The organism is Aquaticitalea lipolytica, assembly GCF_014641635.1.
Lineage (GTDB): Bacteria > Bacteroidota > Bacteroidia > Flavobacteriales > Flavobacteriaceae > Aquaticitalea > Aquaticitalea lipolytica.
The window spans coordinates 511,259-536,200 of record NZ_BMIC01000001.1 but is presented as its reverse complement, the minus strand read 5'-3'; the positions used below and the strand labels follow the sequence as shown (position 1 = coordinate 536,200).

The following is a 24,942-nucleotide window of genomic DNA, read 5'->3' as shown; positions in this document are numbered from 1 at the left end:
AAGCCTCTGAATTTTCAGAGGCTTTTCTTTGCTAACTAAATTAATCAATAAAGGTAAAAAACTATCAATATTCCACTATTGTGGAGGTAAAATCACTTTGTCAATTGCATGCACTACACCATTTATAGCTTGTATATCTACTAATGATGTAATAATGCCACTAACTCTATCATTTGGGTCAGTAATTGTAAAATTTGTTGCATTAACAGTAACATTTCCACCAAGAGTAGAAACTGTTCCACTACTTAATTGTGACGAAGTTACATTAGCGCCTACTACATGATATGTTAATACTGCTTCAACAGTAGAAGGAGGTATATCGCCTAAAGTAGTATTTCCACTTGGGTCTAATTCCAGTAATAAATTTCCAAATGCAGTATCAGTTGGTGCAAAAACTGTAAAAGGACCGTTTCCTGATAGAGTTCCTATTAAATTTGGTGATGTCGATTGAGAATCTGCTGATTGTAATGCGGCAACTAAATTAGATAATGCTGGATTAGCTAAAGCAAAATCAACAACAGTTGGTAAACCTATCACAGCATCTGCTATATGAATAGTACCATTAGTGGCCATAATATCAGCATTTGTTACAGATGATACACCATTAAATCTCACGCCATTTGTAGTATTAAAATATAAGCTTAAATTATTGTTTCCTGGACCTGTTGCACTTGTATTTGCATATCCAGATCCAGCAGAAATTAAATCTGTTGAAGTTACATTTCCAGAGATTACATGATTTAATAAAATTTGAGAAAGTACATCAGTAGGTACTTCGCTTAAACTTGCAAAACCATTATCTGATAAAAAAGTTGCAAATGCTTCGTTTGTTGGTGCAAGAACTGTAAATGGACCTTCACCACTTAAAACATTTACTAAATTTCCATCAGCAGCTTGTAAAGCAGCGACAAGATTGCTTAAATTTGGGCTTGCTAATGCAGTTTCAACAATGTTGAACTCTTGTTGAGTGTTAACATCATCATCACTGCATGATAACATCAATACCACTAGTGCTAGTATTGGTGTGATTTTTGAGATTTTTGAAATAATTTTCATTTTTTTGAGTTTTAAATAGAGTTAAAATAAATATTTTGTCTAACAAATTTACAAAATGATTAAACAAAAAATATATTTCGTTATAATTTTAACATTAGTTTTAACAAATGTTAATGCGCAGAGTATTAATCAATTTGATGCAAACGGAGAGCGTCATGGCCTATGGAAAAAGAACTTTGAAGGTACTGACCAACCGCGTTATGAAGGTACTTTTGACCATGGAAAAGAAGTAGGAATTTTTAAGTTTTATAAGCTTGTTGAAAAGAAGAGTAAGCTCAGTGCTACACGAGAATTCAATCCAAATGATGATACTATTATAGTAAAATTTTATGCTTCAACAGGCAAACTTATTAGTGAAGGAATGATGAGAGATAAACTCTTCATTGGAAAGTGGGTTTATTACCATAATAAATCAAAAGGTATTTTGTCTACAGAGTTTTATAATAATAAAGGACTTTTAGAAGGAGAGAAATTTGTGTATTATGAAGATGGTAAAATTGCAGAGAAATCAATTTATGTTGATGGTAAAATAGATAGTATTTCTACTTGGTACTCACCAGAAGGTATAGTTGTAAAAGAGTTTACATATAAAAATGGACTTTTGCATGGGCTTTCTAAATACTATAATGATAAAGGAGAAATACTTGCAGAAGGGAATTATAAAAACGACCAAAAGCATGGTATCTGGAAATACTATGAAGATGGTAAATTTAAAGAAGAAAAGGATTATACTACTTACAGTAAAAACCCAATTAAACAATAGCTAAAACCTATAATTAGTATAACAATTTATAATAGCAACTTTAATAGGTTGCTTTTTTTTATTTCTTAATTTTGCATTATGAAAAGAGTAATAGTAGGACTTTCTGGAGGTGTAGATTCAAGCGTTGCTGCTTATCTGTTAAAGGAGCAAGGCTATGAAGTTATTGGCTTGTTTATGAAAAACTGGCATGACGATTCTGTTACTATTTCTAATGAATGCCCTTGGTTAGACGATAGTAATGATGCAATGTTAGTAGCAGATAAGCTAGGTATTCCTTTTCAAACTGTCGATTTAAGTGAACAATATAAAGAGCGTATAGTTGATTATATGTTCAACGAATACCAAAAAGGGAGAACACCAAATCCTGATGTGCTTTGTAATAGAGAAATAAAGTTTGATGTTTTTATGAAAATTGCTCTCGATTTAGGAGCCGATTTTGTAGCAACAGGACACTATTGCAGAAAAGGAACAATTCAAAAAGAAGGAAAAGAAGTATATCAGTTACTTTCTGGAGTCGATAATAATAAAGACCAATCTTATTTTCTTTGCCAATTATCGCAAGAGCAATTATCTAAGTCATTATTTCCAATAGGCGAACTTACAAAGCCAGAGGTAAGAGAAATAGCAACTAAATTAGATTTGGTAACTGCAGATAAAAAAGATTCTCAAGGATTGTGCTTTATAGGCAAAGTGCGTTTACCTGAGTTTCTTCAACAGCAACTAAAACCAAAAGAAGGAGTTATTGTAGAAATTCCTGAAGATAAAAACTATTATAATCAAACTGAACCCATATTTAATTCAACAAGAGAAAAACTTCAATATCTAACTCGTAAGATTGAGTATTCAGTTACAGATGGAACAATAGTAGGTAAGCATCAAGGCGCACATTATTTCACAAAAGGACAGCGTAAAGGATTGGCTGTTGGTGGTACTGCAGAGCCTCTTTTTGTTATTGATACTGATGTTACTGATAATATTATATATACAGGTCAAGGTAAAGAGCATCCAGGTTTGTTAAAAAAAGCACTGTTTGTAACTGAAGACGAACTACATTGGATACGTGAAGATTTAGCTTTAAAAGTTGATGAGACTATGAGGGTTAAAGCACGTATTAGATATCGTCAGCCACTTCAGAATGCAATACTTCATAAAGTTGATAGTGGTTTGTATGTAGAATTTGAAAATGCGCAATCAGCAATAACCGAAGGACAGTTTGTCGCTTGGTATTTAAACGACGAATTAGTTGGTTCGGGAGTTATTTCATAAATTGCATCTATAATTTTCCCAAATTGTAGACAATGAAAAAGAAAATACTATTATTAAGCTTGCTTTTTCAAAGCTTAATGTATTCGCAACAAGATGCATGGATTTATCTTACAGATAAAGAAAATGTTGCAGCATCAATTTCTAATCCAATAACCATACTTACACAGAAAGCTATAGATAGAAAAAATGCTCAAGGTGTTGTTATTGATGCTCGTGATGTACCAGTTACTGAAAGTTATATAACACAATTAAAGGCTCAAATAGGAATAACTGTTTTGGCTAAGTCAAAATGGTTTAATGCTGTACATGTAAGAGGAAGTGAAGCCGACATTAATGCATTAACAGTTTTAAGTTTTGTAGATTATATAGATTTTGCTGATAAAAGTCTAAACACAGGAAGACCTTCAGTACAACAAAGTAAATTTGATACCGAAGAAGCACTCATCAATTTTGTATACGGAAATTCTCAAGTGCAAATAGATATGATTAATCTAGATAACTTACATGTTTCTGATTATACAGGTGATGGTATTACAATAGCTGTGTTAGATGCAGGATTTCCTAATGTAAATACTATGTCTGCTTTTCAGCGATTAAGAGATAATAATGATTTATTGAATGGTTATGACTTTGTTAATCGTACATCTAATGTTTATGCTTACACAGGAAATAGTCACGGAACTTTAGTGTTAAGTGATATGGCAGGTTTTGTGCAAGATCAGTTTGTTGGTACTGCTCCAGATGCGTCTTATTATTTATTTAGAACCGAAGATGCAGCTACTGAAAACCCTGTAGAGGAGAGTTATTGGGTTGAAGCTGCTGAACGAGCAGATAGTCTAGGTGTAAATATTATTAACTCGTCATTAGGTTATACTACTTACGATAATCCTAATTACAGCTATACACCAAGTGATATGAATGGTTTAACAGCTTTTATTACAAAAGGAGCAAATATTGCAGCAGAAAAAGGAATTTTGGTTGTTAATTCTGCAGGAAATTCTGGTGCAGGCTCTTGGCAAATAGTTGGAGCTCCAGCAGATGCAGCAGGAGTTTTTTCTATTGGAGGTGTAGATGCAAGCGGTAACTATGCGTCGTTTAGCTCACGCGGTGATGCATCGCAACCCACTTTAAAGCCAGATGTTGTTGCGCAAGCTGCAGGACCTTATGTTATAAACCAAAGCGATAATATAACAACAAGTAATGGTACTTCGTTTAGCTCACCTATTATGGCTGGAGCTATCGCATGTTTAATGCAAGCATTACCATCAATGTCTCCAAATCAAATAAAGCAATTTATAAGGCAGTCAGCGTCTCAATACTCAACACCAGATTATTTCTTGGGCTACGGAATTCCAGATATGCAAATGGCTTTAAATTTAGCATTATCAGTTATAGAATTTGAAACGGTACAGTCTAAAATTTATCCAAACCCAGTAAACGATATTCTTTATGTACAGTTGTCTTCTGTTTCAGAAAATACAGAAGTTACTATTTACAATGTACTTGGAAAAGTTGTTTTACAACAAAAACTATCCGAACTTAATAGTTCAGTAGATGTTAGTTCTTTTTCTTCTGGATTATATATGTTGTCAATCAGTTCTAACAAAAATTCAAAAACCCTTAAACTAATTAAATCGTAAATGTCTAATAAAATTACGACCCTCTTCAATATTAAATACCCAATAATTCAAGCAGGAATGATTTGGGCAAGTGGTTGGAGATTAGCGTCAGCTGCAAGCAACGCTGGAGCTTTAGGATTAATAGGAGCAGGCTCAATGTATCCCGAAGTGCTACGAGAGCATATTCAAAAATGTAAAAAAGCGACCGATAAACCTTTTGGTGTGAATGTGCCAATGCTATATCCTAATATTGAAGAGATTATGGATATAATTGTTGAAGAAGGTGTTAAAATTGTTTTTACATCTGCAGGAAACCCTAAAACATGGACTGTATGGTTAAAAGAAAGAGGTATTACTGTTGTGCACGTTGTTAGTAGCGTAAAGTTTGCACTAAAGGCACAAGAAGCAGGAGTAGATGCAGTTGTAGCTGAAGGATTTGAAGCTGGAGGACATAATGGAAGAGAGGAAACTACTACGTTAACCTTAATACCAATGGTAAAGGAGCAATTGCAAATTCCTTTAATTGCTGCTGGAGGTATTGCAACAGGAAGTGCAATGTTAGCTGTTATGATTCTTGGAGCAGATGGTGTTCAGGTTGGAAGCCGATTTGTGGCTTGTGAAGAAGCCTCTTCACATCAATTATTTAAGAAAATGGTTGTAGATGCAAAAGAAGGTGATACACATTTAACACTAAAAGAATTAGCACCTGTAAGAATGCTTAAAAATAAATTTTATAATGAGTTGCAAGAGCTTTATAAAAAAGGCCCAACTGTTGATGAATTAAAAGCATTACTAGGAAGAGCAAGAGCTAAGCGAGGCATGTTTGAAGGCGATTTAGAAGATGGAGAATTAGAAATAGGTCAGATTGCAGGACTTATTCATGATATAAAACCAGCAGCACAAATAGTTGACGATTTGATTGTTGAGTTTAATGCGGCTAAAGAAAAAGCCCAGTCTTTATAGAATTGGTATATACACAAAAGCGAATAACATTATCACTCAATGACAATGAATGTATTAATTCCTGATGGTAATAGTACTTGGGCATTATCTGTTATTAATTGTTTAGCAGAACAATCTGATATACGTTTATTTGTTTTATCTAATAAAAAAAGAACTGCAACAAAATTTTCAAGATATACAGATTATTACAAGTTTTATCCAAAAGCTGATGATACTTCTTGGATAAATATTATTAATAAAGAAATTGAAGACAACAACATTGATATTGTTGTTCCTATTGCCGAAGCAGAAATTGGTTTTTTTATCAAAAATATAAAACTCATTTCAAGCAAAGCTAAATTGATTTCCTTACCTAATTGGACTTCTTTTGATATAGCAATTAATAAACGAAAGCTAGGTGATTTTTCTGTTGAGAATAATATACCTTATCCTAATTCACTTTTTATTAAAGATTTAGACTCATTAGTAAATAATAATGATGTTGTTAATTTTCCTGTGCTTTTAAAACCTCTAAAACAAAAGGGTGGAGATGGCATTATAAAATTTAATAGTAAAGTTAATTTACAATCTTATATTTCTGAGAATCCTAGCGAAGAAGGTTATTTTATTCAGGAGTATATTAATGGTTATGACATAGATTGTAGCGTGCTTTGTTTAAATGGAGAAATACTTACTCATACAATTCAAAAAGGATATTTGCCAGGACATTCTCCTTACGCTCCACACCTAGGAGTAACGTTTGTTGAAAATGATGATGTTTTTAGAATTGTTGAGCATTTAATGAAAACTTTAAATTGGTCTGGTGTTGCACATATAGATTTACGTTTTGATAATAAAACCAAAACATATTATGTGTTAGAAATTAATGCGCGTTTTTGGGGAAGTGTAGAAGCATCTAAATTTGCAGGTGTGAATTTTCCTTTATTAGTATGTGAATTAGCAAAAAATAACAATATCGAAACTAAAGCATATAAACATATTGATTATATGCGCTTTAAAGGTGTTTTAAAATATATAAAAAAGCATCCTAGTTTTATTTTTAACCTTAATTTTATATTAAATAATACTGAAACAAAATCTGTTTTAACCGATCCAACACCTACATTATATAAATTTATTGAATGGTCAAAAAGACATCTTTTTTAAAAAGCTTTAGTCATTTAATAATACTTTATATAGCCTACTCAACCCATTTTCATAGGTGTTAAATTTGGCTAATAAGTCTACAGTAGTTAGTTGCTTTTCAGAAGTTGTCAATACAGAATTACGTTTACTTGTAAAGTATAAAGTGTTAGATGTTTCATCTACAAATGGACAATAATCCATCTTGTCAGAATTAATTTTATCTCCCATGTTTTTAGAAGGCGTCCAATCGCCATTGTCAGATTTGTAACTTATATATAAATCACCACTTCCAAATCCACCTTCTCTATTATAACACGTATATATTATGTACGATTCATCACGAGCCACAAAAGCATTAAACTCATAACCATCAGAGTTTATAGACGAGCTTAATTGTTTAGGCTCTGTATATTTACCATTAATAAACTCACTAACATAAATATTGTCTTTTTGTTTCAAGGCTTGGTTATCTAATGTAAAATACAAATTTCCAGAGTCAGTAATTACTGGATAAAACTCATCCATTACTGTGTTTATAGGCGATCCCATGTTTATAGGTGAAGACCATTTACTATTCAAATTATCTCTTTTAACATACCAAATATCGAAATCTTTAATGGTGCTTAAAGAGCTATCTAAAGGTCTGTTTGAAACAAAATAAAGTGTTAATCCATCACTAGAAAAATAAGGTTCCAAATCAAAAAACTGACCAGAGAACGATACGATTTCTGGCGTGCTCCATGTATTATTGGTCTTTTTTACACTTATTAATGCCGAGAGATCTCCCATATAACTCTGTGCAGAAAAAACAACCTCGTTTTTGTCATTACTAATTGCAATATCTCTAACATTAGGAAATTGTGATATAATTGATGCTAAAAAGGGCTCGACTTTGCTTATTTCCGATTGAGGAAATAAATAAGTGCTAAATGTTAATAGTAAGAAAGTAAAAATAAGCTTCATAGTAATGGTAATTGTTTCAGCAATTTACAAAACACATTACCTTAATAACTTTAAAGATATGTTAATTTAAAAAACAAAAGGGGAAAAGACTTCCCCTTTTTGCTTGAAACTTTATTGCGACAAAAATTTTTAATCCCTCTAAAATAATAGCCAAAAGTTTCTAACAGTACTAAATTGATTTTGTAGTATTTTTAAAACAAAACAATACTGTTCTATTTTCAAAAATATTGATTTGTAGAGTTTTAGTAAAATAATATTATTCTTACTTATTAACAATTTTTATTTTTTTGCTGTTTTAAGCATATTGAATAGTAATTAAAAAAAACTAACATTAATATAGTTTTAAAAAACTCCAAAAAACTACCTTTGCCCTTCTAAAAACACAGAGTGAATTTTTCAGAATATACTAGAGAATTTAAGTACAACTTAAAATTAGCAACACCAGTTATGCTAGGCATGCTTGGACATACTTTTGTAAGTTTGGTTGATAATATTATGGTTGGTCAATTAGGTTCGGCCGAGTTAGCTGCTGTGTCTCTAGGTAATAGTTTTATTTTTATTGCTATGTCTATTGGTATTGGTTTTTCTACAGCTATTACACCTCTAGTAGCAGAAGCAGATTCTGAGAAGGATTTTGAAAAAGGAAAATCATCATTTAAGCATGGTTTGTTTTTATGCACTGTTTTAAGCTTATTATTGTTTGCTGGATTATTACTTGCTAAACCATTAATGTATGCTATGGACCAACCTGAAGAAGTTGTAATACTAGCTATTCCGTATTTAGATTTAGTAGGTTTGTCATTAGTGCCTTTAATAATATTTCAAGGATTTAAACAATTTAGCGACGGACTTTCGTTAACTAAATATCCAATGTATGCTACCATTTTAGCTAACATAATTAATGTGATTCTAAACTACGTTCTCATTTTTGGAAAGTTTGGTTTTCCGCAAATGGGTATAGTTGGAGCAGCAATTGGAACTTTAGTATCCAGATTTGCTATGCTTGCGTTTTTATGGTGGTTACTTAAAGGCAGAGATAAATCTAAAGCCTATGTAACGAATATTAAGTTTTTTGTGCTTAATTCTACAATGCTTAAAAAAATTATCAATTTAGGGTTTCCAAGTGCAATGCAAATGTTTTTTGAAGTAGCCATTTTTACATCTGCAATATGGCTAAGTGGTACATTAGGTAAAAACCCTCAAGCTGCTAATCAAATAGCATTAAACTTATCATCAATGACATTTATGGTTGCAACAGGATTAAGTGTTGCAGCAATGATAAGAGTTGGTAATCAAAAAGGGTTACAAAATTTTACTGAATTGAGGCGTATTGCAAAATCTATATTCTTACTAGGAATTATTTTTGCTGTAATTTTTGCAATAGTATTTTTGGCGTTGCATAGTGTTTTACCAAAAATATATGTTAATCTAGACGATCCAATTAATGCTATAGATACAGCTGAGGTTGTTACAATTGCATCAACATTATTAATAGCAGCTGCAGTATTTCAAATAAGCGATAGTTTACAAGTAGTTACATTAGGAGCATTAAGAGGTATTCAAGACGTTAAAATACCAACTGTTATTACTTTTATTTCTTATTGGTTAATAGGGTTTCCAGTAAGCTATTTTTACGGTAAAGAAGAAGCTTTAGGTAGTCTTGGTATATGGCTTGGGTTATTAGCAGGTTTAACAAGTGCTGCAATATTATTGTATATTCGATTTAATTATTTGACAAAAAAGTTAATTTTACAAAAAGAAACACTCTAAAATTATATGGAATTACCAAAATTTATTCTTGGAGATAATACAGATTTTCCTGATGCTATTTATATAATACATACAGATTTTCCACGATTTATTCTTAATTTAGAAAATGATGATGTAGAATGGCTTGAAGAGTTTGATGATCATGATGAAAAAGAATTAGAATCTGAAGTTGAAAACTTAATACAACAAGCAACTGATTTTTACGATAGAGAAATAGCAAGATATAACGAATAATGATTGACCAATTAATTCAATACGATACAGATCTTTTCTTTTATTTAAACAGTTTAGGTACTCCAACTTGGGATGGCTTTTGGCTTGCTTATACATTTAAGCTAAACTGGATTCCGTTTTATGCACTTTTATTGTATTTGATGTATAAAAAAGTTGGTAAAAATCCTTTTATTATTACCGTTTTGGTAGTTGCGTTAATGGTATTGTTTACTGACCAAATTACCAATTTATTTAAAAGCGGTTTTCACAGATTAAGACCTTGTCATACTGCTGAACTTCTAGAAAGAGGAATGCGAGTTGTGAGAGAAGGCTGTGGTGGTCAGTTTGGTTTCTTTTCTGGGCATGCTTCTAACTCAATGGCTGTTGCAGTTTTTACGGGATTAATGCTTAAAGACCGTTTTAAATTTGCACCATATATTCTTGTTGTTTGGGCATTAGCTATGGCTTACAGTAGAGTTTATCTAGGTGTTCATTATCCTTTAGATATCTTATGCGGAATGACTTTTGGAGCTATATCAGCAGTAGCTTTTTATAAACTCAATAAATATTTAATAAGAACACTTATTAGTTCTTAGTGAGTATATAATAATAGTTATTTAATCGACCATTATATTTTTTTGAATCTGAAGGCACAGCATTAAGATCAAACTCATCAACTTCTTGAACATTATATTTAGATAGTAAAACTTCCCAATCTTCAGGGCTAATTCCATTTACAAGCATTCCAAATTGATGTTCTTTAGGAAAATTGAAAGTTCCATCTTCTAATTTTATAGGTGGAATTTTGTCTCCATATTGCCAAATGGTTTCAGGTGACACATAATTAAATCCGTAAACTTTAAAATTATCTTGTTTTAAATTTGAAATAGGTTTGTTAGCAGTACCTATAATAGGTTTTAAAAGAGGAAGAACCAACATGAAAACCGAAACAAAAAACACAACTGTAAGCAAAAAACTATGTTCTATATTTTTCTTTTTTAATTGATAAATCAACAACAAGCTGATAGATAATACTACAATTGTTGCAACTATAAACAGTAATATATTTGAAAACTCACCTTCTAATTGTAAATAAACAATAACAGGAATTGCAATTCCTATTAAAGCAATAAGTCCGAAATTAAAATAAACAGGAATCGTTTCTTTTTTGTCTTTTATGTCTTTGAATCTCCTTATTAAGTATTCAATATAAAAACCAGTATTTATTGCCAAAGGAATTAAAACTGGCATTAAGTATCTCGATTTTTTTTCAGGAATAACGGATAATAAAATCACAGCAAAAAGCGTCCAGAATAAACTAAATTTATATGCTTTTAGGTTGCTAACTCTTGTTTTTAAATAAGGATAAAGCAAGCTAATAAATGCAGGAATTGTCCAAATGCCACTTTGGGTAAAGAAACTCCAATAGTAATAAAACGGTTTTACATTATAGCTATGCCAATTACTTGTTTCTCTTTCGGCAATTGAAATAAACGTTTCAGGATCGGTTAACCTCACAAACAAAAACCACCAGCCACCAATTATAATTGCTGAAACAAACACAATAAGAAATGGCAATAATTTCGATTTTACATTTTTGTATTTGTATGAAAACCCATAAGCGAATAAAAATGGTAATAGTAATGCGTAAATAGAAATAGGACCTTTGCTAAGTATAGAGCAACCCATAAAAAAACTAGCTAATAGAATATGTTTAACATTATTTTTTTCACTACCAAAAAGTTGAAATAAATAATAAATAGCAACTAGCATAAAACCATGTGTGTAAATATCCCAAGGTGCTTCAAGGGTAATTCCTATAACATAAAAAGATGTAATTACTATTAATCCATTTATTAGGCTATGAGAAGTGTTGTTAACCAGTTTTTTTGAAAGTAAAAAAGTAAACACACCTATTATTGTAATTAAAATGAGGGTAGGAAATCTAAATGCTACAACAGATTTAATTCCGAAAATCAATCCAAAAACAGCAGAAAACCAAGTAGGTAAAGGAGGTTTTTCATATCTGGCTTCACCATTCATTGTTGTTAATAACCAATTACCATCAGTAATCATTTCTCTTGCAGTAATAAAATTACGAGCTTCCATAATGCTTACTGGCAAGGTGTCAATGCTAAAGATTAACATAACAATCACAACAAGCGAAATAAATAGTATGGGTTTATTTTGAAGTGATTTCAGCATTTGTTCTTTTTATTAAAAATAGATTTCTGGTGTAAATAATTGTGCCAAGACCATGACCAACAAATAAAACAGGATCTCTTCTAAAAATAGCATAAACTAGTATAGAAAGTGAGCCAACCAAACTTAATAACCAAAAACCAAATGGTAATGCAGAAACTTTTTTAAACTCAGAATATAGCCACTGATAAACAAAGCGAAAAGTAAAAATGAGTTGCGATACAATACCTAAAATTAATAACCAAAAAGGAATGTTTTCGTTTTTAAATAACAAATCAACATCAATCTTATTATTGTTAAAATAGTAGATGATTATTAGTGTTGGTATTAACAACAATGTCCATTGTACAACTTTTGGAAATCGTTTCCATTCACCTTGCAATTGTAGGTTACGTATATAAATAAAGTAAGTTAAACTTTGCCCTAACATAATGGCAAAATCTTGTCTTAAATACCCATAAATAAATAGTAAAAATGAAGCAACTAAGCTCAAGGTCCAAAAAGTAGTTGGAGTGATAACTCTTTTTTGTTTTTCTGAAACTATCCATTGAATAATGAGTCTCGACGAAAACAAAATCTGAGCAACAAATCCAATACTATAAATTAACCAATCGCTCATTCACTTTTTTTATTTACTGTGTAGTTAATATATTTTTTCTTCATCCATAAGTATGCAAAACAATCCATAAGAGGACCAAGTAATCTATTCCAAAGGCCAAATTTAGCAGTACCAGCAATTCGAGGAAAATGTTGCACAGGAATTTGAATTACTTTACCATTTTGAAGCATTACCATAGCAGGTAAAAAGCGATGCAAACCTTTAAACATTGGAATTCGCTTTGCATAATCTGTTTTAATCACTTTTAAAGGACAACCAGTATCATCCATACCATCGTGAGTAAAAGCTCTACGAATACCATTTGCTATTTTTGAAGACATGTTTTTTACAAAACTATCTTTTCTGTTAGCTCTAACACCAGTAACTAAATCGTAATCACTTATATGTTGTAATAACAGATTAAAATCTTCTGGAGCTGTTTGTAAATCAGAATCTATATAGCCAACCAACTCTGTAGTTGTATAATCAAAACCAGCTTTTATAGCAGCACTCAGACCTCTGTTACTTTCAAACGAAATAAATTCAAAAGCATGATTGCGTTTGCAAATAGCTTCAATGAGCTCTAAACTTTTATCTTTAGACCCATCATTAACAAACAAAACCTTTGTACTAACAGATGCAATTGTGGTATATTGGAGTAGTTCTTTTTCAACACGTTCCAGATTATCTTCTTCATTATAAACTGGTACAACTATGGTGAACTTATAATTCATTTGAATTGGCTTAGGTAGTACAAAAATATTCTTTTTTAATTTATAGGATAAAAAATGATACGATATTCTATAAAAAAGATAGTAAATTGCATACTTTTAATACTGAAGCCTAAAAAGATTTTTAATGAAAATATTAGTAACAGGAGCAGTTGGTTTTATTGGCTCACATACAGCAGAACGTTTACATAGTTTAGGACACGAAGTTATTGGTGTCGATAATTTTTCTGATTACTATAGTCTCACACTTAAAAATTTAAACGCAAAAGCATTAACTTCTAAAGGAATATCTATTATAAAACAAGATTTAAGAGAAGATAATCTTAGTACAGTTTTACCAACAGATGTAGATTATATTTTTCATTTTGCGGCACAACCAGGTATTTCATCAACATCTACTTTTGAAGACTATTTTACTAATAATATAATTGCTACAAAACATCTTATTGATTATGCTTTAAAGTGTAATAATTTAAAGTTATTTGTAAATATTGGTACGTCTTCAATTTATGGATTAGAAGCTACTTTCCCTGAATCTATTGCACCAAAGCCAGCATCGCATTATGGCGTTACTAAATTAGCAGCAGAGCAATTAGTACTACAAAAGAGTAGAGAAGAGAAGTTTAAATCTTGTTCTTTACGATTGTATTCTGTAATTGGACCAAGAGAGCGTCCAGAAAAAATGTACACAAAACTAATAGATTTAGGATTAAAAGATGAGGCGTTTCCTTTATTTGAAGGTAGTGATACACACTTACGTAGCTTTACCTATGTTGGAGATATAGTTGATGGTGTTGTTAGTGTAATTGGTAACGAAGCTAAAGTTGATGGCGAAATTATAAATCTTGGAACTGAGGTTGAACATACAACCCAAGAAGGTATTGAAGCTGTTGAGCAAGTGTTGGGAAAAAAAATTAAAATTAATGTTATTGCTAAACGTGCAGGAGACCAATTACGTACTAAAGCTAATATAGACAAAGCAAGAAAATTACTAAACTACAATCCGCAGACTACTTTATTAGATGCTGTTAAGTATCAAGTAGCTTGGTTTAAGGAGAATTTCAAATAAAAACTCGCCATATACTAAATACTGAAAATATTACTGTAATTAATGAGACTAGAGCTGCAAATAAAGACATAAACCTAATGTCTTTATTTCTTGAAATGTATAATGAGAGGATTAATCCTATTAATGGAAAAACTCCAAATAATTTTTTATATCCATATTGTAATAGCTCATTAATACCAAACAAAGCTTGAGTTTTTCCACTAGCGTTGGAGTAATGAATGTACATCTTATAATTTGTATAAATAGATGCAATTAAGAATAAACTACTTATGGCAAGGATTATATATATAACTTTTTTTTTAGTCATTTAATTTTAATAAATACTCAGCAGCTGCAAATGGTGTTGTTTTACCACTTTCTATTAAAGCCAATTGATTACTCAACTCTTTTTTTATTTCTGAAGCATTATAAAAATCAGATTTTAGTCTGTCGTCTATAGTTTGAAGTAGCCAAAACTTATTTTGCTCATTTCTTTTTTGTTCAAAAAAGGTATTGTTTTTAGCTTCGCTTATATAAGTTTCAATAAGTTCCCATATTTCAGAAATACCATCCTCATTTAAAGCACTACATAGCATTACTTTTGGTTGCCAACCAGAATCTTTAGCAGGATACATATGCAACGCTCTGTTAAACTCTACTTTGGCTAGCTTAGCTTTTTTAAGATTATCACCATCAGCTTTATTTATAGCAATAGCATCAGCCATTTCTATTATACCACGTTTTATGCCTTGTAATTCGTCACCAGCGCCTGCGAGTTGAAGCAATAAAAAGAAATCTACCATACTATGAACAGCAGTTTCACTTTGTCCAACACCAACAGTTTCTATAATAATAGTATCAAAACCAGCAGCTTCACATAAAATAATAGACTCTCGAGTTTTTCTGGCAACACCACCAAGTGAAGTGCCAGAAGCTGAAGGTCTGATAAATGCATTTTTATCTTTAACTAAATCTTCCATTCTGGTTTTATCACCTAAAATAGAACCTTTAGTTAACGAGCTACTTGGGTCAACAGCCAATACAGCTACTTTTTTGCCTAAATGGGTTAAATGTGTTCCAAAAGCTTCAATAAAAGTACTCTTTCCAACTCCAGGAACACCAGTAATACCAATACGTACAGACTTATTAGCGTGTGGCAAACACTGTTTTATAATTGCATTTGCTTTTTGTAAATGTTGCGGATTTGTACTTTCAACTAGTGTAATAGCTCTGCTTAATGCTGTAATATCACCTTTTAGAATAGCATTAACCAAATCGTCTGTTGTTGGTTGTGATTGACGTTTGCTTTTTATGCTATTAATAGCAGATGTGTTAGTTATTTCTGAATCTGAAACACCTTCTTTTTCGTGTAATGCTGTTGGATGTTGTTTGGGTTTTTTACTCAAAACACAGAGGTTTTACCTATTATTCTTGTTCTTTCACAATATCTAAAGGTACTTCAATTTTTGTAGTATCCCAAGCCATTGTTAGCTTCAGCCTATCTGTTGTATTATCAAAAGCTATTGTAAACTGCTCTACAATATCACTTAAATGATGAACAGGCACATCAATTTCTAAAAGATCAAATTGAGGATCACGCATAGGTTTCATTTGGTCATCAACTCCCCAAGGATATTGTTTGGAGTTTAAAATAAAATTCCATGTGCTATCACTTGGTATTGTCCATAATGTATAGTCACCTTTAGGTACATAAATACCTTGTATCATTAAATCTTTATTGGTAGAAAAGGTTGTTGCCTCATTAGCTCCAGTTCGCCATACTTCATTAAATGGTACTAAAGCACCAAAAACTTCTCTTCCTTTTTTTGAAGGTCTGTTGTACGTAACTTCTAGCTCAGTATCATTTAGTTCAAACCGAACAGTATCTTTTGGACTTAAACGTTTAGCAAATAAATTTTCAACAAAGTATGAGTATAAAAACAATCCAACTGTAACAATAGCAAGGATAATTAACAGGCGTTTTAAAAACGTATTCATAAATAAACTAATAGGTTAATTAATAGGTATAAAGATAATTTAAAAACATTGATGTATAAAGCTCTTAACGTAGATTTGTTAAAAAATGATACTAATTTTCAAAAAAAAATTAATTTTTTGCAACAACTCATTTTTTGTGTCGTCTTTATAATGAACTCAACTAATAACCAAAAGTATTACTAAAGCATGTTTCAAACCGATATCATTGAAAAATGCAAGCAGCACAACAGAAAAGCACAGTTGCAACTGTACAATCAGTATTGTGATGGTATGTTTATGGTTGCTAATAGGTTTGTAAAGAATTCAATGGAAGCTGAAGATATCGTACAAGAAGCCTTTATAAAAGCCTTTAGTAAACTACATCAATACAGTGGCGAAGTAACTTTTGGCGCTTGGTTAAAACGCATCGTTATTAATAAAAGTATCGACGTACTTAAATCTAAAAAAGAGCAATTGCTAGATTTAGATGAGGTGCACCTTAAAGTTGTTGATGCAACTAATGACGATTGGTTAGTGGACGATTTAATAACGCTAGATGAGGTTAAGGAAGCAATAGAAAAACTGCCAGATAAATATAAATATGTGGTTATGTTATATTTAATTGAAGGGTATGATCACCAAGAAATATCCCAAATATTAAATATTACCGAAGTTGCTTCAAGAACACATTTATCAAGAGGAAAAACAAAATTACAAGAACTATTAATACCATTACATCATGGCACAAGATCTTAAAAAAATGTTTAATGATGACCGAGAATTAAAAACTGGAAAAATGCCAGAAGGTCATGAAGCTAGATTTTTAAAGAAGTTAGAAAAAGAATTGCCAGCGCAATCAATCAATAAACGTTTCAGTGTTTGGAGCATAGCAGCAAGTGTGGTTATTCTTTTTGGATTAAGTTTTGGTGCTTATCGCTTTTTTGAAAAGCCTATAGAAAACATAACACCAGATGAGCAAGTGGTAACTTTAAAATCTTTAGGAGATGTTTCTCCAGATCTAAAAAAAGTTGAAGACTATTATGTTGCTAATATCAATTTAGAGTTAGCCTCTGTAAAGTTAACATCTGAAAATAAAGAATTGTTTGATAGTTATATTGTAAGGCTTGAAGAACTCAATAATGAGTACAAAAGGTTATCTATTGAGTTAACCGAATCTGGACCAAATGAGCTAACAGTTAGTGCACTAATTGACAACTTAAAGCTGCGTCTTAATTTATTATATCGTCTTAAAGAACAACTTAATGAATTAAATACATCTGATAATCATCAGAGTACTACCTAAAAGAAATAAAAATGAAAACAAATAAAATAATAGTATTGCTTATGTTGGTAACTACTTTTAGTATATCAGCACAGCAAAAACAACAAAAATTATCCAAATCGGTAAAAGCCAATAGCGATGTGACAATAAATTTAAATACAAGTCATACAAATATTGAGGTTGATACTTGGAGCAAGGATGAAATTGAAATTGAAGCCTATATTGAAGGTGAAAAATTATCGAAAGAAGAGTTGCAGGAAGAATTAAAAAACTGGAACATTACAGTAAGTGGTTCTGGCGCAGAAGTAACAATTGAGTCTAAAGGATCATTTAATACGTGGACAGGTTTTTCTGGTTTTGATGATGAGTCTTTTGCAGCCTTAAGAGCTTTAGAGTTTGAATTGGCTGAGATGCCAGAATTTCCTGAGCTTCCTGAAATGCCCAATTTTGAACATTTTTCAGAAATGCCAAAAATGCCTGAACTACCAGAATTACCTAGTGGTATAAGCTCTATTAATTTTGATTATGATGCCTACAAAAAAGATGGCGAGAAATATCTAGATAAATGGAGTAAAGAATATGAAACCAAATATGGTAAAGAGTTTAGAGATAAAATGAAAGCTTGGGGAATTAAATTTGGTGAAACCAATTTTGAGGCCTACTCTAAAGACATGGAAAAATGGGGAGAGAAATTTGGAGAGAAATTTGGCAAAGAATACGAAGAGAAAATGGCAGCTTGGGGAGAAAAATTTGGCAAGCAAATGGAAGCTCGCACAAAAGCTATGGAAGAGCGAAGTAAAGCAATGGAGAGCAGACAGGAAGCAATGAAAGACAGACAAGAAGCTTTAGAAAATCGTAAAGTTCAAATTGCCAGAACTATTGAAAACAAAGTCAATACCAAAGTAAAAAAGACAATAAAAATTAAGATGCCTAAAAAGGCAAAGTTAAAAATGAATGTGAGACATGGCGAGCTTAAGTTTGCTTCAGTTATTACTAATTTACGTGGTAATATATCGCACTCTGCACTAACAGCAAATAGCATTGATGGAAGCCAAACTTCCATCAATGTTTCTTATTCTCCAGTGTTAATTACAAATTGGAATTTAGGTGAGTTAAAACTTAATTATGTAGATAAAGCACTAATTGAAAATGTAAACCGAATGGTGCTTAACTCTAATTCGTCAAACATTAATATTAATAACCTAAAAGGTAATGCAGTTATCGATGGTAGTTTTGGCGAACTTAATATCAACAAAATACTAGACACGTTTAATAATCTTAATATAATATTAGAAAACAGTGAAGCTTTAATTGTACTGCCAGCAATAGCTCATAATTTGCAATATAAAGGCAGCCGATCTAAATTAAAGCACCCAAAAAGCAAAACCAATACAACCACAACATTTTCTACAGGAGATTTAATGAGTGGTAAAACCATTGTTATTAATGCAAAATTTAGCGAAGTAACAATGCAATAGTTTCCTTATTTTTGAGGAAATGAATTTCTCATGGCCTCTAGCAACTTCTCAAGTTTTCTTAATCAAATAAGTAGCAAACCACTTTCGGTTTTAGATGCTGCAATTCCTTTACATAAGTACATTCCTTTAGATTTGTCTGTGACTAATACAGAACTAAAAAAGGTTAATGTAAGTTCTTCTGATGATTTAGAGGTGTATATAAATAACCACATTAAAAGTAATAACGCTCTGGTAGCTTATGGTGGTTATAACGAAACCCGAAACATTTACCAACGTAGCAATTATTTTAACCAAGCAAATGCCGAAACCGAACGCAATATTCATATAGGTTTAGATTTGTGGTTAGCAGCCAATGCTCCAATTTTTACACCTTTAGATGCAACAGTACATAGTTTTAAAAACAATACCAATTATGGCGATTATGGACCAACAATAATATTAAAGCATGAGATAAAAGGCATTAGCTTTTATACGCTTTATGGACATTTAAGTGTTGCCTCAATTGCAAATTTAAAAGAAGGGCAAGTTTTTAAGCAAGGCGAAAAGATAGCTACTTTAGGCGATGCAACTGTAAATGGCGATTATCCTCCGCATTTACATTTTCAGGTTATAAAAGATATGCAAGATTATAAAGGCGATTATCCTGGTGTGAGTAACAAACACGATGTGGAGTTTTATTTAAACAATTGCCCAAACCCAAATGTACTATTGAAAATTGAGTAGTTTTTTTGAGATTTCGTTTAACGTTTATGTATATGGTTTGTTGCGTGTTTGTGAGCGAGGATTTTCCGAAGGAAAATCAGAAGCTAGCAAACGAGCAACTAACATCGGTTATGCCTAAAAAAGCAATTTTTTATATACTTTGTTAGGCACAGTTTTTATTCTTTTTTTATTTCTCCATTTTCATTAAATAGAGTTTTTTTTATTAAAATTCCATCCTTGTCATAGATAGAAATTTCTTTTATTTTTCCACTTTGGTAATACCTTTTTAATTCTCCAATTGCAAGTCCATTTTCAAACTCTGCTTTCAGTCGAATATTTCCATTAGAGTAGTAATCCGTTTCAGTTCCGTCACAAACCTTATCACAATTCATAAACTTGTTATTAGGGATTATACCAAGTTTTTTAAGCCCTTCTTTACTTGTGTTTTTCGTAAATGAGACGTTGGTCATTTTAATATACTCATCAATTCTCGGTTTGATTAGAGTGTCCGAATTTATTAGTTTGTCAATTGCAATTTTGTGTGTTTCTCCGATTTCGGTTGCGATAAGTTCATACTCTCCTTTAGTCGGAAGAATAATTGTACCATTTTCAAAATCCGTTATATGATATTCTGTTCCATTTTTTTCAAGATAATAGTTAAAGCTACTTTCTACTTTATTTGAACAAGAATCTTTCAAAAATAGATTGAATTTTATTTCTTGACTAAATCCAGAAATTGTAGAAAAAAGTAATATGAAAATCGTTAATTTCATTGTTTCGTCAAATTGTGCCTAATGCGACGATATGGATTGTTTCAATTATCTATATCGATAGTTAAACGAAGTTAGGTTTTTAAAATTTAAAAAACTATACGTAGTTCTACGTAATTTTAAGCTTAGGTCACAAAAAAAATCCTGATAGTTTTATCAGGATTTTTAGATTATGCTCTCGATACATTCACTTTTCGAACCACTCGAAGTGACGTGGCTTAGTGTATAATTTTGCGCTAGCAATTAATTATACATGGTGTTGTGTAACGTTTTCTTTTTGTTTCCACTCTATTTCATCCATCAGTATTTCAAATAATTTGAACACATTAGATAAACTTGAGATATCTTTTTTTCTTATTCCGCCTTCAAAAATCAGAGACTTACCTTCCAATTTAATTATTGGATTTTTACTATCCATTAAATATTGCGTTTCAACACTTTCAAGTAATAATTCTGAGTATTCACTTTTCTTTCCAGAAAAATTGTATGAGTCAGATCTACTTAGAAAAGTAAAGAACTTTGCTTTAGTTAGTGAACAAATAGAAAAATCTGTTACCAAATCCGTTTTTCTTGAATCTAGATTTATTCTTATATATCTTTTATTCCATTTCACATTAGCTTTCACTATCCATTTTTTATAACTTTCAGAAAATGTAATTTCTCCCTTTAGAAGAGTTTTCATCGAATTAATTATTGGTTGAGTGAATTTATGTTTTTCTTCCAAATGAGAGTTTTTCAAATGTTACACAATGTTACGATATGGATTGTTTCAATTATTTATATCGATAGTTAAACGAAGTTAGGTTTTTAAAATTTAAAAAACTATACGTAGTTCTACGTAATTTTAAGCTTAGGTCACAAAAAAATCCTGATAGTTTTATCAGGATTTTTTAGATTCCGCATCAAGTGCAGAATGACAAATATTTTTTTCACTCGAAGTGACAATAATTTAGTTATTATGTTCAGTTAACACCCATTCGCCTTTTGCAATTAAAGGCTCAGCTTGTTTGTACTTAACGGTTTTGTTTTCGCCACTCATAACATGTTTTATAGTCACTCTGTCGTTACGTCCAATTTTTGGTTGGTCGCGTACAATAGTTTCTACCACTTCCTGACGTTGTGTGTTACCTGCAGCTCTGTTTTGTGCTGCACGCTCATCCATATTAGGAATCTCGTCTTTTTGTGTTTTTAATGAATCGTCTTTTCGTGGCTGACGTGCTTCTTGTATAGCATTTGTTGTTTCGTTTGGTAACTCACCTTTAAATAAAAACGAAATCACATCTTTATTTACTTGGTCTATCATTACCTTAAATAATTCAAAAGCTTCAAACTTATAAATTAATAATGGGTCTTTTTGCTCGTGTACAGCTAATTGAACCGATTGTTTTAACTCGTCCATTTTGCGTAAATGCGTTTTCCAAGCATCATCAACAATGGCTAGTGTAATGTTCTTTTCAAAATCTGCAATAAGCTGTTTTCCTTTAGTATTGTAAGCTTTTTCTAAATCTGTAACAACCTGTAAGTTTTTTACACCATCTGTAAAAGGCACAACAATACGCTTAAATTTATCACGCTGATTTTCGTACACATTTTTAATTACAGGGAACGCTAAATCTGCATTACGTTGCATTTTTTCTTTGTAATGTGTAAAGGCAGCTTTATATATTTTTCCTGCAATATCTTGCTCTGATAACTTATTGAATTCAGCTTCAGTTATTGGTGAACTCATCGCGAAATAACGAATTAACTCAAACTCAAAGTTTTTAAAGTCATTAGCTGCTTTGTTGGTAAGTGCAATGTTTTCAGACGTGTCATAAATCATATTTGCTAAATCGACACGTAAACGCTCACCATGTAAGGCATGACGACGACGTTTGTAAACAACTTCACGTTGCGCGTTCATCACATCATCATACTCTAATAATCGCTTACGAACACCAAAGTTATTTTCTTCAACTTTTTTCTGAGCGCGCTCAATAGATTTTGATATCATTGAATGCTGAATAACTTCACCTTCAGCTAATCCCATTCTGTCCATCATTTTGGCAATACGCTCACTACCAAATAAACGCATAAGGTTATCTTCTAAAGACACATAAAATTGTGAGCTTCCTGGATCTCCTTGACGACCAGCACGACCACGTAACTGTCTGTCAACACGACGCGAATCGTGACGCTCTGTACCTACAATTGCTAAACCACCAGCAGCTTTTACAGCTTCAGATAATTTAATGTCTGTACCACGTCCAGCCATATTGGTTGCAATAGTTACTTGTCCTGGTTGTCCAGCTTCAGCAACAATGTCTGCTTCTTTTTTATGAAGCTTCGCATTTAATACGTTATGAGGAATTTTACGAATGGTTAACATTTTTCCTAGTAACTCACTAATTTCAACCGAAGTTGTACCAATAAGTACTGGTCTGCCTTCTTGCGATAGTTTTGTTACTTCATCAATTACAGCATTGTATTTTTCACGCTTCGTTTTGTAAACTAAATCTTCTCTATCATCACGAGCAATTGGTCTATTGGTTGGGATTTCAACAACATCTAGTTTGTATATTTCCCAGAACTCACCAGCTTCAGTAACAGCAGTACCTGTCATACCAGACAGTTTGCGATACATTCTAAAATAATTTTGAAGTGTTACTGTTGCAAAGGTTTGCGTAACAGCTTCAATTTTTACGTTTTCTTTAGCCTCAATCGCTTGGTGTAATCCGTCGCTATAACGACGACCATCCATAATACGACCAGTTTGCTCATCAACAATCATTACTTTGTTATCTATAACAACATATTGAATGTCTTTTTCGAACAATGCATAAGCCTTAAGCAATTGGTTTAGTGTATGAATACGTTCAGATTTTACACCAAAATCTCTAAATAAATCTTCTTTAGCATCAGCTTCAGCTTCTTTAGAAAGATTTTGAGCTTCTATTTTTGCAATTTCAGTACCAATTTCTGGCATCACAAAGAAGTTTGGATCTTCTTTTCCTGAAAGATACTCAACACCTTTATCAGATAATTCTACCTGATTATTTTTTTCATCAATTACATAGTACAACTCTTCATCTACCTTAGGCATTTCACGATTGTTGTCTTGCATGTAAAAGTTTTCAGTTTTTTGAAGTAGTTGTTTTATTCCTTCTTCACTTAAAAACTTAATTAAAGCTTTGTTTTTTGGTATACCTCTGTAAGCTCGTAATAATTTAAAGCCACCTTCTTTAGTATCACCTTCAGCAATTAATTTTTTAGCTTCAGCTAAAACACCAGTTAAATATTTACGTTGTACTTCGACAATAGAATCTACTTTTGGTTTTAGCTCTGTAAACTCGTGTCTGTCTCCTTGAGGTACTGGACCAGAAATAATTAATGGTGTACGAGCATCATCGACTAATACAGAATCGACCTCATCCACAATAGCGTAGTGATGTGGACGTTGTACTAAATCGTCAGGCGAATGTGCCATATTATCACGTAGGTAATCAAAACCAAATTCGTTATTGGTACCATAAGTAATATCGGCATTATATGCTTTTTTACGAGCGTCAGAATTTGGTTTGTGGTAATCAATACAATCTACACTCAACCCATGAAACTCAAAAATTGGAGCCATCCAAGCGCTATCACGTTTTGCAAGGTAATCGTTAACAGTTACTAAGTGAACACCTTTTCCAGCAAGAGCGTTTAGGTACATTGGTAAAGATGCTACAAGGGTTTTACCTTCACCTGTTTGCATTTCGGCAATTTTACCTTGATGAAGTGCAACACCACCAATAAGCTGAACATCGTAATGTATCATGTCCCAAGTGATGGCTTTACCAGCAGCATCCCAAGAGTTTGCCCAAACGGCTTTATCGCCATCTAGAGTTACATAACTTTTAGCTCCAGATATTTCTCTATCAAAAGTACTAGCTGTTACAGGAATTGAAGTGTTATTTACAAAACGCTTTGCGGTTTCTTTAACTACTGCAAAGGCTTCAGGAAGTATATCGTTAAGAGTATCTTCAGTTGCTTTATAAATATCATCTTTTATTCTGTCTATTTCTTGATAAATATCTTCTCTTTGGTCGATGTCTTCAGTTTCATCGGCTTCTTTTTGAAGTTTCTCTATTTTATCGTTAAAAGGCTGCCTTGCTTCTGCAATTTTAGATTTAAAAAAAGCAGTTTTTGCTCTTAATTCGTCATGAGATAAAGCTTCTAAAGCGCTTTCGAAAGTTTTTATTTGGTTAACAATAGGAGTGATGGCTTTTACGTCTTGTTTAGATTTGTCGCCAACAAATACCTTTAATACTGAATTTAATAAACTCATTGGGTTTATATGTTTAAGTTTTTAAGTTGCTTTACAGTCAACTTTATTTTAGTGAACGTGTTTGTTTCGCTTTTTAAGGCTAACAAAGATACGGTTTGTGTTATGTT

At 31.8% G+C, this 24,942-nt stretch carries 24 protein-coding genes; 13 read left to right on the top strand and 11 right to left on the bottom strand.

The genetic code is table 11. The features are described 5' to 3' along the window. Positions 1–75: 75 nt before the first annotated feature. Positions 76–1,056, bottom strand: coding sequence for a fasciclin domain-containing protein (locus IEW41_RS02470; RefSeq protein ID WP_188604753.1), 981 nt, complete (start codon positions 1,054–1,056; stop codon positions 76–78). A gap of 55 nt (positions 1,057–1,111) precedes the next feature. Here IEW41_RS02470 and IEW41_RS02465 point away from each other — a divergent pair, with 55 nt between their 5' ends. From IEW41_RS02465 to IEW41_RS02445, 5 genes are all read left to right on the top strand, one after another. Beyond that, the gene (locus IEW41_RS02465; RefSeq protein ID WP_188604752.1) at positions 1,112–1,819 is read left to right on the top strand and encodes a toxin-antitoxin system YwqK family antitoxin; all 708 of its coding nucleotides are present in this window, start codon (positions 1,112–1,114) and stop codon (positions 1,817–1,819) included. A 78-nt stretch (positions 1,820–1,897) separates the two neighbouring features. Then, positions 1,898–3,085: a tRNA 2-thiouridine(34) synthase MnmA gene (gene mnmA, locus IEW41_RS02460; RefSeq protein ID WP_188604751.1), complete on the top strand. Its 1,188-nt coding sequence runs from the start codon at positions 1,898–1,900 to the stop codon at positions 3,083–3,085. 32 nt (positions 3,086–3,117) lie between these two features. Then, entirely contained in the window at positions 3,118–4,725 is a 1,608-nt protein-coding gene (locus IEW41_RS02455) for a S8 family serine peptidase (RefSeq protein ID WP_188604750.1), read from the top strand. Beyond that, a complete protein-coding gene (locus IEW41_RS02450) occupies positions 4,726–5,667 on the top strand; it encodes an NAD(P)H-dependent flavin oxidoreductase (RefSeq protein WP_188604749.1) in 942 nt (313 codons plus the stop codon). Between the two features lie 39 nt (positions 5,668–5,706). Then, positions 5,707–6,813, top strand: a complete 1,107-nt coding sequence (locus tag IEW41_RS02445) for an ATP-grasp domain-containing protein (protein WP_188604748.1) — start codon at positions 5,707–5,709, stop codon at positions 6,811–6,813. A 6-nt stretch (positions 6,814–6,819) separates the two neighbouring features. Here the strand turns inward: IEW41_RS02445 and IEW41_RS02440 are convergent, their stop codons facing one another. Beyond that, positions 6,820–7,755 carry a PD40 domain-containing protein gene (locus IEW41_RS02440; protein ID WP_188604747.1) on the bottom strand — a complete coding sequence of 312 codons (936 nt, stop codon included), beginning with the start codon at positions 7,753–7,755 and terminating at the stop codon, positions 6,820–6,822. Positions 7,756–8,142: 387 nt separating this feature from the next. Here IEW41_RS02440 and IEW41_RS02435 point away from each other — a divergent pair, with 387 nt between their 5' ends. Genes IEW41_RS02435 through IEW41_RS02425 form a run of 3 tightly spaced genes read left to right on the top strand, consistent with a single transcriptional unit; the run spans position 8,143 to position 10,334 of the window. Next, positions 8,143–9,525, top strand: coding sequence for an MATE family efflux transporter (locus IEW41_RS02435; RefSeq protein WP_188604746.1), 1,383 nt, complete (start codon positions 8,143–8,145; stop codon positions 9,523–9,525). A 6-nt stretch (positions 9,526–9,531) separates the two neighbouring features. Further along, positions 9,532–9,759, top strand: a complete 228-nt coding sequence (locus IEW41_RS02430) for a DUF8828 family protein (protein WP_188604745.1) — start codon at positions 9,532–9,534, stop codon at positions 9,757–9,759. Continuing rightward, on the top strand, positions 9,759–10,334 hold the full coding sequence (locus tag IEW41_RS02425; RefSeq protein ID WP_188604744.1) for a phosphatase PAP2 family protein: 576 nt from the start codon (positions 9,759–9,761) through the stop codon (positions 10,332–10,334). The genes IEW41_RS02430 and IEW41_RS02425 overlap by 1 nt, the downstream gene beginning before the upstream one ends. On the opposite strand, the gene IEW41_RS02420 is transcribed toward IEW41_RS02425, so the two are convergent. Genes IEW41_RS02420 through IEW41_RS02410 form a run of 3 tightly spaced genes read right to left on the bottom strand, consistent with a single transcriptional unit; the run spans position 10,324 to position 13,272 of the window. Then, positions 10,324–11,943, bottom strand: coding sequence for an ArnT family glycosyltransferase (locus IEW41_RS02420; protein WP_188604743.1), 1,620 nt, complete (start codon positions 11,941–11,943; stop codon positions 10,324–10,326). The two genes, IEW41_RS02425 and IEW41_RS02420, sit on opposite strands and share 11 nt — an antisense overlap. After that, the gene (locus IEW41_RS02415) at positions 11,921–12,559 is read right to left on the bottom strand and encodes a lipid-A-disaccharide synthase N-terminal domain-containing protein (protein ID WP_188604742.1); all 639 of its coding nucleotides are present in this window, start codon (positions 12,557–12,559) and stop codon (positions 11,921–11,923) included. The genes IEW41_RS02420 and IEW41_RS02415 overlap by 23 nt, the downstream gene beginning before the upstream one ends. Then, positions 12,556–13,272, bottom strand: a complete 717-nt coding sequence (locus tag IEW41_RS02410) for a glycosyltransferase family 2 protein (protein WP_188604741.1) — start codon at positions 13,270–13,272, stop codon at positions 12,556–12,558. The genes IEW41_RS02415 and IEW41_RS02410 overlap by 4 nt, the downstream gene beginning before the upstream one ends. A gap of 124 nt (positions 13,273–13,396) precedes the next feature. Here IEW41_RS02410 and IEW41_RS02405 point away from each other — a divergent pair, with 124 nt between their 5' ends. Next, a complete protein-coding gene (locus IEW41_RS02405; protein ID WP_188604740.1) occupies positions 13,397–14,338 on the top strand; it encodes an NAD-dependent epimerase/dehydratase family protein in 942 nt (313 codons plus the stop codon). Here the strand turns inward: IEW41_RS02405 and IEW41_RS02400 are convergent. Genes IEW41_RS02400 through IEW41_RS02390 form a run of 3 tightly spaced genes read right to left on the bottom strand, consistent with a single transcriptional unit; the run spans position 14,331 to position 16,315 of the window. Next, a complete protein-coding gene (locus IEW41_RS02400) occupies positions 14,331–14,645 on the bottom strand; it encodes a hypothetical protein (protein ID WP_188604739.1) in 315 nt (104 codons plus the stop codon). The two genes, IEW41_RS02405 and IEW41_RS02400, sit on opposite strands and share 8 nt — an antisense overlap. Next, positions 14,638–15,723: a methylmalonyl Co-A mutase-associated GTPase MeaB gene (gene meaB, locus IEW41_RS02395; RefSeq protein ID WP_188604738.1), complete on the bottom strand. Its 1,086-nt coding sequence runs from the start codon at positions 15,721–15,723 to the stop codon at positions 14,638–14,640. Before meaB ends, IEW41_RS02400 begins: the two co-directional genes overlap by 8 nt. 19 nt (positions 15,724–15,742) lie before the next feature. Further along, complete coding sequence (locus IEW41_RS02390; RefSeq protein ID WP_188604737.1) at positions 15,743–16,315, bottom strand: DUF2911 domain-containing protein; 573 nt, start codon at positions 16,313–16,315, stop codon at positions 15,743–15,745. 186 nt (positions 16,316–16,501) lie between these two features. Between IEW41_RS02390 and IEW41_RS02385 the strand changes: the two genes are divergently transcribed. The 4 genes from IEW41_RS02385 to IEW41_RS02370 are packed head-to-tail and all read left to right on the top strand — an operon-like array spanning position 16,502 to position 19,777. Then, entirely contained in the window at positions 16,502–17,050 is a 549-nt protein-coding gene (locus IEW41_RS02385) for an RNA polymerase sigma factor (RefSeq protein ID WP_188604736.1), read from the top strand. Then, positions 17,034–17,597 (top strand): hypothetical protein, encoded by a 564-nt coding sequence (locus IEW41_RS02380; RefSeq protein ID WP_188604735.1) that lies wholly within the window; start codon positions 17,034–17,036, stop codon positions 17,595–17,597. The genes IEW41_RS02385 and IEW41_RS02380 overlap by 17 nt, the downstream gene beginning before the upstream one ends. A gap of 11 nt (positions 17,598–17,608) precedes the next feature. Then, positions 17,609–19,054 (top strand): hypothetical protein, encoded by a 1,446-nt coding sequence (locus tag IEW41_RS02375; RefSeq protein WP_188604734.1) that lies wholly within the window; start codon positions 17,609–17,611, stop codon positions 19,052–19,054. Between the two features lie 30 nt (positions 19,055–19,084). Then, positions 19,085–19,777 (top strand): peptidoglycan DD-metalloendopeptidase family protein, encoded by a 693-nt coding sequence (locus tag IEW41_RS02370; RefSeq protein WP_188604733.1) that lies wholly within the window; start codon positions 19,085–19,087, stop codon positions 19,775–19,777. A gap of 155 nt (positions 19,778–19,932) precedes the next feature. Here the strand turns inward: IEW41_RS02370 and IEW41_RS02365 are convergent, their stop codons facing one another. From IEW41_RS02365 to secA, 3 genes are all read right to left on the bottom strand, one after another. Further along, on the bottom strand, positions 19,933–20,529 hold the full coding sequence (locus tag IEW41_RS02365; RefSeq protein ID WP_188605576.1) for a toxin-antitoxin system YwqK family antitoxin: 597 nt from the start codon (positions 20,527–20,529) through the stop codon (positions 19,933–19,935). Between the two features lie 244 nt (positions 20,530–20,773). Continuing rightward, complete coding sequence (locus IEW41_RS02360) at positions 20,774–21,208, bottom strand: hypothetical protein (protein WP_188604732.1); 435 nt, start codon at positions 21,206–21,208, stop codon at positions 20,774–20,776. A gap of 267 nt (positions 21,209–21,475) precedes the next feature. Then, complete coding sequence (gene secA / locus IEW41_RS02355) at positions 21,476–24,835, bottom strand: preprotein translocase subunit SecA (protein ID WP_188604731.1); 3,360 nt, start codon at positions 24,833–24,835, stop codon at positions 21,476–21,478. Positions 24,836–24,942 lie beyond the last annotated feature (107 nt).

Excerpts from the sequence above, each read along its gene's own strand:
- mnmA (WP_188604751.1), top strand. The coding sequence starts at position 1,898 with ATGAAAAGAGTAATAGTAGGACTTTCTGGAGGTGTAGATTCAAGCGTT.
- IEW41_RS02415 (WP_188604742.1), bottom strand. The coding sequence starts at position 12,559 with ATGAGCGATTGGTTAATTTATAGTATTGGATTTGTTGCTCAGATTTTG.
- IEW41_RS02400 (WP_188604739.1), bottom strand. The coding sequence starts at position 14,645 with ATGACTAAAAAAAAAGTTATATATATAATCCTTGCCATAAGTAGTTTA.
- IEW41_RS02370 (WP_188604733.1), top strand. The coding sequence starts at position 19,085 with ATGGCCTCTAGCAACTTCTCAAGTTTTCTTAATCAAATAAGTAGCAAA.
- IEW41_RS02385 (WP_188604736.1), top strand. The coding sequence starts at position 16,502 with ATGTTTCAAACCGATATCATTGAAAAATGCAAGCAGCACAACAGAAAA.
- IEW41_RS02360 (WP_188604732.1), bottom strand. The coding sequence starts at position 21,208 with ATGAAAACTCTTCTAAAGGGAGAAATTACATTTTCTGAAAGTTATAAA.
- IEW41_RS02425 (WP_188604744.1), top strand. The coding sequence starts at position 9,759 with ATGATTGACCAATTAATTCAATACGATACAGATCTTTTCTTTTATTTA.
- IEW41_RS02375 (WP_188604734.1), top strand. The coding sequence starts at position 17,609 with ATGAAAACAAATAAAATAATAGTATTGCTTATGTTGGTAACTACTTTT.
- IEW41_RS02470 (WP_188604753.1), bottom strand. The coding sequence starts at position 1,056 with ATGAAAATTATTTCAAAAATCTCAAAAATCACACCAATACTAGCACTA.
- IEW41_RS02465 (WP_188604752.1), top strand. The coding sequence starts at position 1,112 with ATGATTAAACAAAAAATATATTTCGTTATAATTTTAACATTAGTTTTA.
- IEW41_RS02450 (WP_188604749.1), top strand. The coding sequence starts at position 4,726 with ATGTCTAATAAAATTACGACCCTCTTCAATATTAAATACCCAATAATT.
- IEW41_RS02420 (WP_188604743.1), bottom strand. The coding sequence starts at position 11,943 with ATGCTGAAATCACTTCAAAATAAACCCATACTATTTATTTCGCTTGTT.
- IEW41_RS02445 (WP_188604748.1), top strand. The coding sequence starts at position 5,707 with ATGACAATGAATGTATTAATTCCTGATGGTAATAGTACTTGGGCATTA.
- secA (WP_188604731.1), bottom strand. The coding sequence starts at position 24,835 with ATGAGTTTATTAAATTCAGTATTAAAGGTATTTGTTGGCGACAAATCT.
- IEW41_RS02405 (WP_188604740.1), top strand. The coding sequence starts at position 13,397 with ATGAAAATATTAGTAACAGGAGCAGTTGGTTTTATTGGCTCACATACA.
- IEW41_RS02365 (WP_188605576.1), bottom strand. The coding sequence starts at position 20,529 with ATGAAATTAACGATTTTCATATTACTTTTTTCTACAATTTCTGGATTT.
- IEW41_RS02430 (WP_188604745.1), top strand. The coding sequence starts at position 9,532 with ATGGAATTACCAAAATTTATTCTTGGAGATAATACAGATTTTCCTGAT.
- IEW41_RS02455 (WP_188604750.1), top strand. The coding sequence starts at position 3,118 with ATGAAAAAGAAAATACTATTATTAAGCTTGCTTTTTCAAAGCTTAATG.
- IEW41_RS02440 (WP_188604747.1), bottom strand. The coding sequence starts at position 7,755 with ATGAAGCTTATTTTTACTTTCTTACTATTAACATTTAGCACTTATTTA.
- IEW41_RS02390 (WP_188604737.1), bottom strand. The coding sequence starts at position 16,315 with ATGAATACGTTTTTAAAACGCCTGTTAATTATCCTTGCTATTGTTACA.
- IEW41_RS02410 (WP_188604741.1), bottom strand. The coding sequence starts at position 13,272 with ATGAATTATAAGTTCACCATAGTTGTACCAGTTTATAATGAAGAAGAT.
- IEW41_RS02380 (WP_188604735.1), top strand. The coding sequence starts at position 17,034 with ATGGCACAAGATCTTAAAAAAATGTTTAATGATGACCGAGAATTAAAA.